At 42.0% G+C, this 12,962-nt stretch carries 11 protein-coding genes; 5 read left to right on the top strand and 6 right to left on the bottom strand.

Annotation, left to right across the window (positions count from 1 at the left end; genetic code table 11):
• Position 1: 1 nt before the first annotated feature.
• Positions 2-580, bottom strand: coding sequence for a DUF4136 domain-containing protein (locus ACFPIK_RS04260; RefSeq protein ID WP_377912558.1), 579 nt, complete (start codon positions 578-580; stop codon positions 2-4).
• 137 nt (positions 581-717) lie between these two features.
• Between ACFPIK_RS04260 and ACFPIK_RS04255 the strand changes: the two genes are divergently transcribed.
• Positions 718-1,200, top strand: coding sequence for a deoxycytidylate deaminase (locus ACFPIK_RS04255; RefSeq protein ID WP_377912556.1), 483 nt, complete (start codon positions 718-720; stop codon positions 1,198-1,200).
• On the opposite strand, the gene murB is transcribed toward ACFPIK_RS04255, so the two are convergent.
• On the bottom strand, positions 1,197-2,210 hold the full coding sequence (gene murB / locus ACFPIK_RS04250; protein ID WP_377912554.1) for a UDP-N-acetylmuramate dehydrogenase: 1,014 nt from the start codon (positions 2,208-2,210) through the stop codon (positions 1,197-1,199). The genes ACFPIK_RS04255 and murB overlap by 4 nt on opposite strands.
• Before the next feature lie 78 nt (positions 2,211-2,288).
• Between murB and ACFPIK_RS04245 the strand changes: the two genes are divergently transcribed.
• The gene (locus tag ACFPIK_RS04245) at positions 2,289-3,233 is read left to right on the top strand and encodes a succinylglutamate desuccinylase/aspartoacylase family protein (protein ID WP_377912552.1); all 945 of its coding nucleotides are present in this window, start codon (positions 2,289-2,291) and stop codon (positions 3,231-3,233) included.
• Between the two features lie 76 nt (positions 3,234-3,309).
• On the opposite strand, the gene ACFPIK_RS04240 is transcribed toward ACFPIK_RS04245, so the two are convergent.
• Positions 3,310-5,040, bottom strand: a complete 1,731-nt coding sequence (locus ACFPIK_RS04240; RefSeq protein ID WP_377912550.1) for a phospho-sugar mutase — start codon at positions 5,038-5,040, stop codon at positions 3,310-3,312.
• A 181-nt stretch (positions 5,041-5,221) separates the two neighbouring features.
• Between ACFPIK_RS04240 and ACFPIK_RS04235 the strand changes: the two genes are divergently transcribed.
• Both ACFPIK_RS04235 and ACFPIK_RS04230 read left to right on the top strand, forming a co-directional pair.
• A complete protein-coding gene (locus tag ACFPIK_RS04235) occupies positions 5,222-6,052 on the top strand; it encodes a hypothetical protein (RefSeq protein ID WP_377912548.1) in 831 nt (276 codons plus the stop codon).
• Positions 6,053-6,081: 29 nt separating this feature from the next.
• Positions 6,082-7,896, top strand: a complete 1,815-nt coding sequence (locus ACFPIK_RS04230) for a glycoside hydrolase family 2 protein (protein WP_377912546.1) — start codon at positions 6,082-6,084, stop codon at positions 7,894-7,896.
• A gap of 262 nt (positions 7,897-8,158) precedes the next feature.
• Here the strand turns inward: ACFPIK_RS04230 and hppD are convergent, their stop codons facing one another.
• The 3 genes from hppD to ACFPIK_RS04215 all read right to left on the bottom strand — a co-directional run bounded on the left by hppD (position 8,159) and on the right by ACFPIK_RS04215 (position 11,340).
• On the bottom strand, positions 8,159-9,253 hold the full coding sequence (hppD, locus tag ACFPIK_RS04225) for a 4-hydroxyphenylpyruvate dioxygenase (RefSeq protein ID WP_377912544.1): 1,095 nt from the start codon (positions 9,251-9,253) through the stop codon (positions 8,159-8,161).
• A 189-nt stretch (positions 9,254-9,442) separates the two neighbouring features.
• The gene (locus ACFPIK_RS04220; RefSeq protein WP_377912542.1) at positions 9,443-10,444 is read right to left on the bottom strand and encodes a 1-acyl-sn-glycerol-3-phosphate acyltransferase; all 1,002 of its coding nucleotides are present in this window, start codon (positions 10,442-10,444) and stop codon (positions 9,443-9,445) included.
• Entirely contained in the window at positions 10,441-11,340 is a 900-nt protein-coding gene (locus tag ACFPIK_RS04215; RefSeq protein ID WP_377912540.1) for a bile acid:sodium symporter family protein, read from the bottom strand. The genes ACFPIK_RS04220 and ACFPIK_RS04215 overlap by 4 nt, the downstream gene beginning before the upstream one ends.
• Before the next feature lie 287 nt (positions 11,341-11,627).
• On the opposite strand from ACFPIK_RS04215, the gene ACFPIK_RS04210 reads away from it, so the two are divergent.
• Entirely contained in the window at positions 11,628-12,920 is a 1,293-nt protein-coding gene (locus ACFPIK_RS04210; protein ID WP_377912538.1) for a sensor histidine kinase, read from the top strand.
• Positions 12,921-12,962: the final 42 nt, after the last annotated feature.

Here is a 12,962-nt window from a genome sequence, read left to right as displayed (position 1 = left end):
ATTAATTTTGGGTGGGATGATTGAGATTTACAAATGTTTCTGTTGCACTTTTTAAGGATTTTAGGGCAAGTTTTGGTTTGGACTTGGGATTAGTGACTTCTGTCACTGCTGTGAGGGTCATCAAATACTTATCCTGAACAGGATCAAGAAAATCAAGAATGACCTGAAGCAATTCATAGTTTGAGGTACTTACTCTTGGGCGATTGTTGAAATTATAGGGATTGAAAAACCAAGGATCGTAGATTCGATAGCCCCAAAATGGATAGGGATTCATGTTATTCACTATCTCCTTTTGTCTTGGATCTTCATTCGAATGGTACCGAATTACCAAATCGGGCTGCTTAGGGTCGTAAATCATTCCAGCTAACTCCAGTTGGGTTTGAAGTTCTGACTTGATCATTTCATCGATTTTTTGATCTGAAAATCCCTGCATTCCCAATTCTTTATTGACGATCACAAAGCTTTTGTAACTTTTGCGAATCGGGATCTCGGTATTCTCTTTGAAAACTTCTATAGAACTGCATGAAAACAGTATTAATCCCGCAACCAAGCATATAGGAAGTCTTAAGTTCATCTTCATGGGAAAATGTAATTTGGGTTCAAATGTTTTGAACAGTTTGAAGTTAATTTTTCTTTCTTAACGAAAAAACAAACCAGTTTAGTCAATATGACTTCCAGTCTAGTTTTGAGATTCTTACTTTTGAAAAAAACTTCCTGATGAGTAGACCTGATTTTGACGATATTTTTATGGAATTGGCGGTTAATCTTGCCAAGCGTTCCCATTGTATAAAAAAGCACGTAGGAGCCGTTTTGACTAAAGACACCAGGATCATCTCGATAGGGTATAATGGACCTCCCGCAGGCACGCACAACTGTGATGTAGAGTTTCCCGAACATGGCTGTGCCCGTGATTCCAAAGGGAGTTGTTCTTTAGCCCTGCATGCAGAGCAGAACGCGATCTTGTATGCCGTAAAAAACAATACTGCTGTGGAAGGTTCTACACTATATGTTACCCTTGCTCCATGCTTAGCTTGTGCCAGAATTATCTTTTCAATGGGAATTTCAAAGGTAGTTTACCTGTTTTCCTATGCTGAGTACAAAGGAATAGGATCAGATGAGGGAGTAGATTTTTTGAAAAAATTTGGGGTTACCGTAGATCGATATTCCAAAAACTTGGAAGTGATAGACCCACTTATTTAAATGAAGTTTACTTCTGGGTTTAACTCTATTCCGAATTGATCCCTTACGGTAGCCCTGACTTGCTCTGATAAGTTTTTTATTTGCTCACCTGTACCTTCCCCATAATTTACTAAAACCAATGCCTGCTTGGCATGAACCCCTACTTCACCCAATCGCTTTCCTTTCCAACCTGATTGTTCGATAAGCCATCCAGCGGGTATTTTGATGCCTTCCGGTACCATATATCCTGGAATAGTAGGATACTTGTTTTTTAAATTTTCGAATTGGCTGACTGGAATCGTAGGATTCTTAAAGAATGAACCTGCATTTCCAAGTTGCTTCGGGTCAGGTAGTTTGGATTGACGGATCGCAATTACGGCTTCACTTACTGCCTTAATACTTAATTCTGAAACGCCTTTTTCTTTGAGAACATCTTGGATAGCACCATATTCTACGTGGAATTCAGGGATCTTTAAAAGTTTAAAACAAACTGAGGTGATGATGTATTGATCCTTCGATTCGTGCTTAAATACGCTTTCTCTGTATCCAAATTTGCAGTCAACCGCATCAAAGGTTTCTATTGCTAGGGTATTCCTATTTAAAGCCTTTAGACTGTGAAAGACATCCTTGATTTCAACTCCGTAAGCTCCGATATTCTGCATAGGTGAGGCCCCCACGGTGCCTGGAATTAAAGAGAGGTTTTCAATTCCTGCCCAATTCTTTTCGAGTGAGTATAACACCCATTCGTGCCAAACTACCCCGGCACCGACCTCTACCAACACCTGATTTTCATCCTCGTGGATGACTTCAATTCCTTGCAGTTCCACCTTGATCACCAATCCAAGGATGTCTTTAGTCAGGAGAATATTGCTTCCTCCTCCCAAAATAAAGATGGGTAAATCTCTTTCTTTTGCCCAAATAAGCGCCTCTTTCAACTCATTTATCGTGTGAGCTGCTGTAAAGAATTGTGCTTTTTTATCAATTCCAAAAGTATTGAAGGGTTTCAGCGAAAGGTTTTCTTGTATCTTCATGGGCCAAGGCTTGTCCTGCGAAATAAACAAGATTTTATGCCATTGCGAAATGGATAATTTGATCTCTGAGCGCTGTACATGAAAGAAATCCAAATCAACGGTATTCGGGTCAAACCCGGTCAATCAGTTAATATTGAATTGCCTATTGCCAAACTACCCACGCATACGGTAATTGATCTCCCGATTTTTATTAGATCTTCTAAAAATGAAGGTCCTGTCGTATTGATCAGCGGGGGGGTGCATGGGGACGAAATCAACGGGGTAGTCACAGCGAAAAAGCTCCTGCAAGAATTCGATGATAATTTAGAGTTGAAGCGTGGGACACTGATCATTATTCCCTTAGTCAACATCTATGGTTTTCTTTCCAATAGCAGGACTTTCCCTGACGGTAGAGACTTGAATCGAAGTTTTCCGGGTAGTAAAAAGGGATCCTTGGCATCGAGGATCGCATTTATATTGAGCGAAGAAGTGATCCCATTGATTGATTTTGGAATTGACTTTCATACTGGAGGAAGGATGCTTTCCAATCATCCACAAATCCGGGTGGATTTCAAGGATAAAGTGGGTTTGGAGCTTGCTAAGGCATTTGGAACTCACTATGTAGTCCACTCCAAGCATATCGAAAAATCATTTCGGAAAACAGCCTATAAAAGTCGGAAACACCTCTTGGTCTATGAAGGTGGTGAGTCGATGCGATTGGATAATTATTCCATTGAAGAAGGAATTTCTGGAACCAAACGGCTGCTTCATCACCTGGAAATGATCAATTCACCACAACTTCCACAGTCAACAATTATTCTTAAGGAAAGTGAATGGACCCGAGCCAAAGCTTCCGGGATATTTTCCTGCTTGGTCAAGCTGGGAGACTTTGTGAGAAAAGGAGAATTGCTAGCGCATATTTCTGATCCTTATGGACAAGTGATCGTACCCGTAAAAGCAACGACCAATGGACATGTGATCGGAGTAAACAATAATCCGGTGATCAATGTGGGAGATGCATTGATCCATTTGGGGAAAGAATGAGTTGAACTATGTCATGGAATACTAATGAAAAAGCACCGAATCACTCCGGTGCTTTTCCATTTGAATAAGGTTCAGTTTAGCTAAAATACGCTCTTAAACCATCCAGTTTTTCTACCAATTTGGCCTCAACCTCTCGATACGCTTTCGGGTCGGTAATCGGTGTATTCACGGAGAAATAGTATTTGATTTTTGGCTCGGTACCTGATGGTCTTGCGGATATTTTGCTTCCATCAGCCAAGTAAAACTGCATCACATTGGATTTGTCCATATCCAATTTTTCTACTTGACCAGTTTGGACGTGTGTTACAGTAGAGTTTTTTACATCCACGATTTTCACCACCGCCGAGCCATTCATTTCTTTGGGAGGATTGGTTCTGAAGTCTGCCATCAGCTTCTGAATTTGCTCGGCTCCGTCTTTTCCTTTTTTGGTCACGGAAATAAGTGACTCTTTGTAAAAACCAAATTGGCTGTAAATCTCTGCCAATACCTGAAACACGTTTTTCCCTTGAGTTTTGTAGTAGGCGATGACTTCTGCGACCATGGCGCAGGCGCTGACCCCATCTTTGTCTCTCACAAAATCTCCCACGAGATAGCCATAAGATTCTTCACCACCCCCGATGTAGGTTTCTTTTCCTTCCAAATCACGGATGATGGCTGCAATGTTTTTAAACCCTGTCAATACATTGAAGCATTTCACGCCAAAACCAGCGGCAATCTCATTGATCAATTCAGTGGTCACAATGGTATTTACCATAAACTGTTTGCCGTCCAATTTGCCGGCTTCCTTCCAACGAGAGAGCAAGTAATAGGACAGGAGAGTACCGGTTTGGTTACCATTGAGGAGTTCAAATTCTCCCTTTTCATTGGGTACCACAGCTGCATAGCGGTCTCCGTCCGGATCGCAGGCGAGTACCAACTCAGCACCTACTTTTTTTCCTAATTCGATCGATAGCGTCAAAGCTTCTGCTTCCTCGGGGTTTGGATAAATGACTGTAGGGAAAGTGCCATCCGGTTCAATTTGCTCTTTCACCACGTGGATATTTTCAAAACCAAAAGCCCTTAATGCGGCAGGAACCATTTTGCCGGAGGCGCCATGAATAGGTGAGAAAACAATCGGCATGGATTTTTGAGCTTGGATTTCAGCTTTTGCCAAGCTCAGTCCTTTTACCTTTTCCATATAGATGGCATCAAAGTCCTCTTCGATGTAATGGATCAGGTCATCATTTTTATTCCAGTTGACGAGGTCAAAGGAGGTGATTTTTTGGACTTCCTTGATGATGTTGTTATCGTGAGGGGCCACTACTTGTGCACCGTCTTCCCAATAGGCTTTGTAACCGTTATATTCTTTAGGATTGTGTGAAGCGGTAATCATTACGCCGGATTTGCAACCAAAATGCCTTACCGCGAAAGAAAGCATGGGAGTAGGCCGCATCTCTCTGAAATACATCACCTGGATACCGTTTGCAGTCAATACATCGGCAGTGGTTTTTGCGAAAAGCGTATTGTTGATTCGTGAGTCGTGGGTGATAGCCACTTTGATGACTTCTCCGGGAAAGCATTGCAATAAATAATTGGCCAAGCCTTGAGTAGCCATGCCTACTGTGTAGACATTCATCCGATTGGTGCCAACCCCCATCAATCCGCGAAGTCCGCCTGTGCCAAACTCCAAGTCCTGATAAAAGGAATCAACCAATTCCGTAGGGTTTTCCTTGATTAGTTTTTGAATGGACGCTTTGGTTTCGCTGTCCACATTGCCATCTAGCCAACTTTGGGCTTTGCTTAAGATTGCAGGGTCGATAGAACTCATTTTTTTATAAAAATTACTGTACGGTTCTAAGTTAGATAAAATGTCAAAATATGCTAACCAAGACCCGTAAATGATCTTTTTTTAATTGAAAACGGCCAAATCTATCTATTTAAAGAGGTTTTAATTTTTATTCAGATGGATTAAATCTATTTTGTTCGATCAATTACCCTTGTTCAATCGCATGAATTTCCCCATCGCAGCAAAATTCACCTTTGCTTTGATTTCCTTTTGTGTAGTTGTATTGGCCACTCCAATTCAATTTTCAAAAGGTTTGACTACTACCTGGGTTTCCGCTACAGAAAGTCTTGATCCCATCAAGGTAAGGGAATCCACCACTGAGCTTCATATCCAAGTAGGAGAGCGGCTTTTTGTGTTTGGTAAATCAAAAGGCACTTTGGAAAAGGTGAAAATCGGAATGCATGTGTTAACCTTTGCACAAGTGGCGGGTACAGAAGGCCTGGAAAGTGGCTTCAAAGCTGTGACTTGGAAAAAACTAAAAGACGGATCGATTCAAATTCAATCTTCTTACTCTCCTTGGCCGGCTACGCTTACCTGGACAGTACTCGCCTCGGGACGGCTCAAAATGGAAGCGCGAGGTACGTTTGATTTTCAGGCTTCTTCGACGCTGGGTTTAGGTTTTGATCTTCCTAATTATGAGCTTAAAAATTTAAATTGGAGTGCCAAAGGGCTAGGCACGGGGACTTGGATGGACCACCAAACAGAAAATGAACCTTCAAAGCCATTTTTTCTGCAGGGCATAGAAAAAGTCAATCTGGCTTTTGAATCGGTAGCCTTGTCCATCAGCTCGGATACCCCCAATTTGATTTTAAAAGTAGCAGACCTGAAAAATCATCAAAGTGGGCTTTTACAGTCAGATCTGAGTTTTCTTTTCCAAGCCCCAAGTCAAGGAAATTCCTCCACTGAAATTGAGACACCCTCTGGTGATTCCAATAATAACCTTTACAAACCATTGGAATTAAGTGCCATGATTCTCTGGTTTGATTTTCATTAATTTTCGATCAACCCAAAATTCCAAGCACTATGAAAAAGATTCTTCTTTTACTTTTTGTTTTTGTCAGTCAGGTGAGCTTTTCACAGACTGCTAGGTTGAAAACTCCCTGGACCGATCAGGTTTCCAAGGAGGCGCCACATTCGGAATATCCACGTCCCCAATTGGTCAGGTCTTCCTGGCAAAACCTCAATGGCCCATGGGATTATGCCATTTTACCCAAAGGCAGCCTTCCTGAAATTGGTTTTGCAGGAAAGATCACTGTCCCTTTTCCGGTAGAATCTTATCTGTCAGGCGTCCAGAAAGCAGTCGGTCCTGAGAATGAGCTTTGGTACGAAAAAACAGTTGATCTTACCCTAGACCGAAAAGGCAAGAGGGTTTTGCTGCATTTCGGTGCTTCTGATTGGGAGACCGAAGTGTGGGTAAACGGTACTTCCATAGGTAAGCATTTCGGTGGATTTGACAGTTTTTCTTTTGATATCACTGACCAGCTGTCGAAAACCCGAACCCAAAAAATCCGGGTTCGTGTGTGGGACCCAAGTGATTCAGGCCCTCAGCCCCGAGGTAAGCAAGTAAAAGATCCAAAAGGGATTTGGTATACTCCTGTGACCGGAATCTGGCAAACGGTTTGGTTAGAAACGGTACCGGAAAGCTATTTGGCCTCTGTTTATTCCAACACAGATTGGGAAAATGGGACACAAGTCTTTTATCCCCAAGTCACTTCCAGTAAAGAGGGATTAGAGGTAGAGGTTACCTTGAAAGACGGTGCTACCGTAGCGGGTTCTTTTCGAGGAAAAAGCAATGCGCCACTTCCTGTAAAACTCAATGCTCCAAAAGCTTGGTCTCCTGACTCACCGACTTTGTACGATGTGTCAATCAAAGTCTGGGAAGGAAAAAAGCTCATCGAGGAAGTGAAGTCCTATGCGGCGTATCGAGACATCCGAATGGCTAAAACAGCAGATGGATATCAGCGGATGTTCCTGAATGGCAAACCACTATTTCATTACGGACCTTTGGATCAAGGCTGGTGGCCAGATGGTTTGTATACTGCCCCGACTGATGAAGCCCTACTTTTTGACATCGAGAAAACCAAAGAAATGGGTTTCAACATGATCCGTAAGCACGTCAAAGTAGAGCCGGCTCGCTGGTATTACCACGCGGATCGTTTGGGCATGCTGGTATGGCAAGATATGCCTAGTGGTGACATGGGCAATAGATGGGAAGTACGCCCTGGTGTCATTCGTGAAGGTGTGGAAAAAGTCAGAACTCCAGAGTCGGAAGCAATCTTCAAAACAGAGTGGAAAGAGATCATCAATGAATTTAGATTTTTCCCATCCATTGTGGTTTGGGTTCCTTTCAATGAAGCATGGGGACAATTCAAAACGGGTGAAATCACTCAAATGACTAGAGACTTGGATGCAACCAGATTGATCAATTCTGCTTCAGGGGGCAATTTTGAAATGGAAGGCTCCACAGTAGTGGGAGATATCCTCGATCTCCATAATTACCCCGATCCGGTAATGCCAGACCCAAAGATTTTTGGAGATAAATCAATCATGGTATTGGGAGAATTTGGAGGCTTGGGATTGCCTTTGGAAGGTCATACTTGGCAGCAAAAGGACAATTGGGGTTATCAGAGTTTTTCTACTGCCGAAGATCTAAAGGCCAGGTATTCTGCTTTAATCGATGATTTGGCAAAATACATTCCTAGAGGATTGGCTGCGGCGGTGTACACCCAAACAACCGATGTGGAGATCGAAACCAACGGACTCATGACCTATGACCGTCAAGTGATCAAGATAGCCCTTGAGGAGTTGAAGAAAATGCATGAGAAGCTGTATAAGTAGAGAGTTGACATTAGACTTTAGACATAAGACATAAGAGTCTAGATACTGGATGGTTAACACTAGAGATCTTTGAAATTAGAAATTTCCAGAGTTTCAAACTTTGGAAAAGTTGGGATTGTCCTCCATACCTTAAAAATTTGAAATTAAAAAGCCGGGCTTTGTGACTCGGCTTTTCTCATTTTCATAGACCTGGGAGCAAACTCTAACTAGACCTCTAAATTCTTCTGTCTTACATCTTGTGTCTAGAGTCTTACATCTATTTTTACAGATTCCCTCTCAGTTCCTGTTCACGCTCAATCGCTTCGAAAAGCGCTTTGAAATTGCCTTTTCCAAAAGAGGTAGCTCCTTTTCGCTGGATAATTTCAAAGAAGAGCGTTGGGCGATCTTGGACAGGCTTGGTAAATATTTGTAATAGATATCCTTCTTCGTCTCGATCCACCAGGATATTCAGCTCCTTGAGCGGCTGCAGGTCCTCATCGATTTGACCTACGCGATCCAACAGGTCGTCGTAATAAGTAGAAGGAACTTCAAGAAATTCCACACCTCTTTTTCTTAATTCACTCACGGTGTGAATGATATTATCTGTAGCGATAGCCATGTGCTGCACTCCAGCGCCTCCGTAGAAATCCAAATACTCTTCAATCTGTGATTTCTTCTTTCCTTCGGCAGGTTCATTGATTGGAAATTTGATGTAACCATTTCCATTGGAAACGACTTTCGACATCAGGGCAGAATACTCTGTGGAGATGTCTTTGTCATCAAAGGTGATCAGCAGCTTAAAGCCCATCACATTTTCATAAAAATCCACCCAACGATTCATCTCACCCAAGTCTACATTTCCGACACAGTGGTCAATGTATTTCAATCCGATGGAAGTGGATTGGTATGTGCTTTTTCTGGGTTTAAAGCCCGGTAAGAAAATACCATGGTAGTTTTTACGCTCCACAAAGGTGTGAATGGTGTCACCGTAGGTTCTGATGCTGGCCACTTTTACTTCACCATGCGCATCGCTCAGAATGGTTGGTTCTCCCGCTGATTCAGCACCTCTTGAAGTAGTTTCTTTCCAGGATTTTTCGGCATCATCGACCCACAGCGCCAATACTTTTACTCCATCACCATGGGTTTGGATGTGGTGATTGATAGGATGATCAGCGGAAAGGGGAGAGGTGAGGACCAATCGGATTTTATCCTGCTTCAATACATAAGAAGCCCGATCCTTTACGCCGGTCTCAGGTCCTGCATAGGCAATCAACTCAAAACCAAAAGCATATTGGTAAAAAAGCGCACTCTGCTTGGCATTGCCCACATAGAGTTCTACAAAATCCGTCCCATTGATGGGCAGAAAGTCTTCAGTCATGATCGTTATGTTTGGGTTTAAATCTGGATCAAAGGTAAAAACAAAGCCAAATATTATTTGGTTTTAAATTTTCTTTTTTCAACTTCTTTTAAAAAAATACCTGAACCAAATTGATGAAAAGTAAAAACATCAATCTATTCAACGTATTGTTTTACAGTGGTATATGGCCTGATGTTTCATGTAAACAGGTTACTCTTGGGGATTCGTGTTTTTCCAAAGCGTAAGCCAAGCCATGATCAAAAATGCTAAGGCCCAGCTGCCCAAACTAGTGCTTACGGCTAGCAGCATTAAAATTAAATACCAAACCAAAGCCAGCCCAAATCCAATCAGAAACTTCCAGGTCCCTGTAAATACTTCATCCTCCACTTTTGGTCTTATCCAAAGCCAGATCCAGTAGAGAGGAAAATGAAAAATCTTCATCATTTTATTGATCAGAGAGGAAGATTCCTTGATCGGGTGGTTGACCTTGCCATGAGTTAAAAAGCCTTCAACTTCCGATTTTGAGGTGAGGTCAACTCGATGATCGAGCAGTGTTTGCAAAGTTTCGGGATAGCCCTCGTCAGGCAAATCTACCATCATGGATTTCAAAGCTTTCTCCACGGATTTGGTCAACTTGCCGGATTGGCTGTGAGGCATATCCACGGGAATGGCTTTTCCAAAAGTAATCCTAACGGTACTTCCTGATCGTTTATGCGCACTGAATCCAATACTTACCGGGAAAATAACCGGTTCTAGTTGGGGGGATTTTTCCTTGAGTCCAAAGGCCATCCGGGTAAATCCTTTACTCAGTGGCCTAAGGTTTCTAGTCAGACTATGGCTGCCTTCTGCAAAAATCACCACCGTCCCATTTGCACGTAATACCTCAAAGGTGGTTTCAAAAGTCTGGTGGTTTTGCTGAATGGTCGAGAATCCATCCCTCACCCGATAGACGGGAAGCATACGGATGTAATTCAAGACTTTGGAAATGAAGGGATTGACAAAAACCGCCGCCCGAGTGAGGAACCAAGGTTTCAAATGAGTGTGGGTGGCCAATAAGAGTGGATCGAGCAAGGCATTTTGATGATTTGCCACCAAAATCACGGGACGATTCTCGGGTATATTTTCTTTGCCCTCGACGATGATTTTTTTGAAATAACCATGGAGTGCCACTTTAACCAAAAGCCTCAGAATGGCATTGAATGCGTTTTTCATTTCCTATTTTTCCAAAGACTTGCTACAGTCATACCTGAAATCAAGTGCCAGATTCCCCACCAAGCCGTAATTATAGCCATCCCTCCAAGGCCCTCAAAATAGGTAAAAATTAGCACGAGGCCCAACCCGGAATTTTGAATGCCAGTTTCGATGGTGATGGTTTTGATGTCTGCTAGAGGTAGTTTTCCCACTTTTGCGGTTAGGAAGCCAGCTCCAAGTGCTGCGAAATTATGCATCAACACCCAGAAAAATATCATCCCAATGTATTGGATGAATAGGTCAAAATTGCCGGAAAAAGCAATAATCACGAATGCAGCAAAAATCAGAATGCTTAGGGGTTTGAGGATTTTGGAGGCTTTTGCTGCAAAATCAGGAAGTTTTTGATGGGTGAGGATACCCAAGATCAAAGGAATTCCCAGGATGATTCCGACAGTGAAAAAAACCTCACTGATATCAAGACTGATTTCCTTAAGAAGTAGCGAGGTTGGGGCATAGAAACCTGCCCAAATCGCAAAATTCAAAGGAGTAAGAAATATGGCCGAAACACTGGAAAAAGCAGTCAAGCTTACGGAGAGCGCTGTATTTCCTTTGGCTAGATTAGTTAGAAAATTGGAAACATTTCCTCCAGGGCAAGCGGCCACGAGAAACATACCCAATGCCACACTTGGCGGTGGATTAAGTAGTGAAATGATCACCCATGTTAATAATGGAAGTACAAAAAACTGAGAAAAAACGCCCAAAAAGAATGCTTTGGGATGCTGGAGCAAGTATTTAAAATCGGCCCATCTTAGATCCAATGACACTCCGTACATGATCAGCGCCAAGGCCAAATTGAGTAAAAGGAGATCTCCTTGAGAGAAATTCAGCCTTACTGTGTCGAGGGGATTTTGGGACATTCTCCGAAAATCAAAGGAATTGCTGAAAAATCAAAATTCTTCCTTAATGCGCAGGTCCTGGTCCGTCAAAAGATTCCAAATTCCTTCACACTTTAAAAAACTAATGGTATACAAATCTTAGCCATTTGTTTCAATTTAAACATGGTTTGGGAGTAGGAGGCAGAATTCCATGTTTTATATAACTAAATCATTATAATATTGAAACGTAAGAATCAAAAAGACCAAAATTGATAAGTTTTAGGTCTTTTTTTTTCCTTCAAAACCCCGAAAGCACGCATCAACCCAACATGGCTGAATCGATTATTACCACTAAAAAACCACATAGTTTGGTGGATTTACAGCGCAAACTTACGTTGTACACCATGTTGCTTGGAGGGATTTTGATGTTGATTTTCGGATTTACCAACCTGTTTACTGAGGTTCCACTTTTTATTGTTCTGATGAAACTGGGTTTATCCATCCCATTTTTCATCGCCTATTTTTTGATCATCAAAAAGCTACCCCATCAATGGATGCTCAATGCCATCTTGGTTTTTTGCTACATCGGTATCGTCATTAACTTCTTTTACAATCAAGGATCGAATGGACCTACGGATTACACCATTTTCCTATTTACGATTGTCATTACAGCATTGGTCAATGGAGTATTGAAATGGATTTGGCTCACCTTGGTGTTTTTCACATTTGCGGGTTTGTATTTTGCCGAGGTAAATGGCTGGATAGCCATCAATACCGAATATTCTACCCCTTTTGGGGCTTTTTGGGATAATGTACTAGGGTTCTTTTGGATTCTGGTTTTTTGGGTCATGGGACTTTGGATTTTGCTTAAAAATTACAATGCCCAATACAACCTTCTTGTACAGACCAAAAATGAAAAGGAGGAAGCCAATGAAAAACTTGAGCTTCTCAATCACAAGAAAACCAAGCTCCTTGCGCTGCTATCACATGATTTAAAAAGTCCAATGGCTTCTCTCCAACTTACTTTGGAGCTTTTTGAGATGGGGATTTTGGATCATGGCAATATGGAAACCCTGCTCAAAAACTTAAAGAGGCAAAATATTCACCTGAGCAATGTCCTTAACAATACCTTGAATTGGGTGATGATAGAATTGGGTGAAAAGGATGAGAAAAAGGAGACCACTCACATCCAAGGCTTAACTAAGGAGATTTTTGATACCATGGAAGTGACCGCTTCAGCCAAAAATCTGAATCTTACCTACCAACAGCAAGGCGAAAACCTTATTCTTGACCTTGATCCCAATCCTGTCAAGATCATCCTAAAAAACCTGTTGGACAATGCTATTAAATTTTCGAAAGAAGGAGAAGAGGTCACTTTAGCCCTATCTGCTTCATTGGATTTTTTGGCTTGGGAAGTATCTAATCCCGGCGAAGTCCTTACCGAAAAGACCCAAAGAGACCTCTTTACCTTGATGGTCGAGCCAGGCTATGGTACTCAAAAAGAGAAAGGCTCTGGATTGGGGCTTTCGCTCAGTAAAGAGATTGCAGAATCTATCGGGATGAATCTTTCCTATCGCTACGAAAAAGGGAGGCATTATTTTTCATTAAACAAAGCCCTGTAAGGTTGAATGATACCCTTTGAACGGGTCTAATCAGCTTCATTT

The sequence above is a fragment of the Algoriphagus aquatilis genome (assembly GCF_042657405.1).
GTDB lineage: Bacteria > Bacteroidota > Bacteroidia > Cytophagales > Cyclobacteriaceae > Algoriphagus > Algoriphagus aquatilis.
The sequence above is the reverse complement of the archived record's forward strand: the minus strand, read 5'-3'. Positions and strand labels throughout refer to the sequence as shown.

What these genes read in the sequence shown, in the direction of transcription:
- ACFPIK_RS04260 (WP_377912558.1), bottom strand. Translation starts at nt 580, where the DNA reads ATGAAGATGAACTTAAGACTTCCTATATGCTTGGTTGCGGGATTAATA.
- ACFPIK_RS04255 (WP_377912556.1), top strand. Translation starts at nt 718, where the DNA reads ATGAGTAGACCTGATTTTGACGATATTTTTATGGAATTGGCGGTTAAT.
- murB (WP_377912554.1), bottom strand. Translation starts at nt 2,210, where the DNA reads ATGAAGATACAAGAAAACCTTTCGCTGAAACCCTTCAATACTTTTGGA.
- ACFPIK_RS04245 (WP_377912552.1), top strand. Translation starts at nt 2,289, where the DNA reads ATGAAAGAAATCCAAATCAACGGTATTCGGGTCAAACCCGGTCAATCA.
- ACFPIK_RS04240 (WP_377912550.1), bottom strand. Translation starts at nt 5,040, where the DNA reads ATGAGTTCTATCGACCCTGCAATCTTAAGCAAAGCCCAAAGTTGGCTA.
- ACFPIK_RS04235 (WP_377912548.1), top strand. Translation starts at nt 5,222, where the DNA reads ATGAATTTCCCCATCGCAGCAAAATTCACCTTTGCTTTGATTTCCTTT.
- ACFPIK_RS04230 (WP_377912546.1), top strand. Translation starts at nt 6,082, where the DNA reads ATGAAAAAGATTCTTCTTTTACTTTTTGTTTTTGTCAGTCAGGTGAGC.
- hppD (WP_377912544.1), bottom strand. Translation starts at nt 9,253, where the DNA reads ATGACTGAAGACTTTCTGCCCATCAATGGGACGGATTTTGTAGAACTC.
- ACFPIK_RS04220 (WP_377912542.1), bottom strand. Translation starts at nt 10,444, where the DNA reads ATGAAAAACGCATTCAATGCCATTCTGAGGCTTTTGGTTAAAGTGGCA.
- ACFPIK_RS04215 (WP_377912540.1), bottom strand. Translation starts at nt 11,340, where the DNA reads ATGTCCCAAAATCCCCTCGACACAGTAAGGCTGAATTTCTCTCAAGGA.
- ACFPIK_RS04210 (WP_377912538.1), top strand. Translation starts at nt 11,628, where the DNA reads ATGGCTGAATCGATTATTACCACTAAAAAACCACATAGTTTGGTGGAT.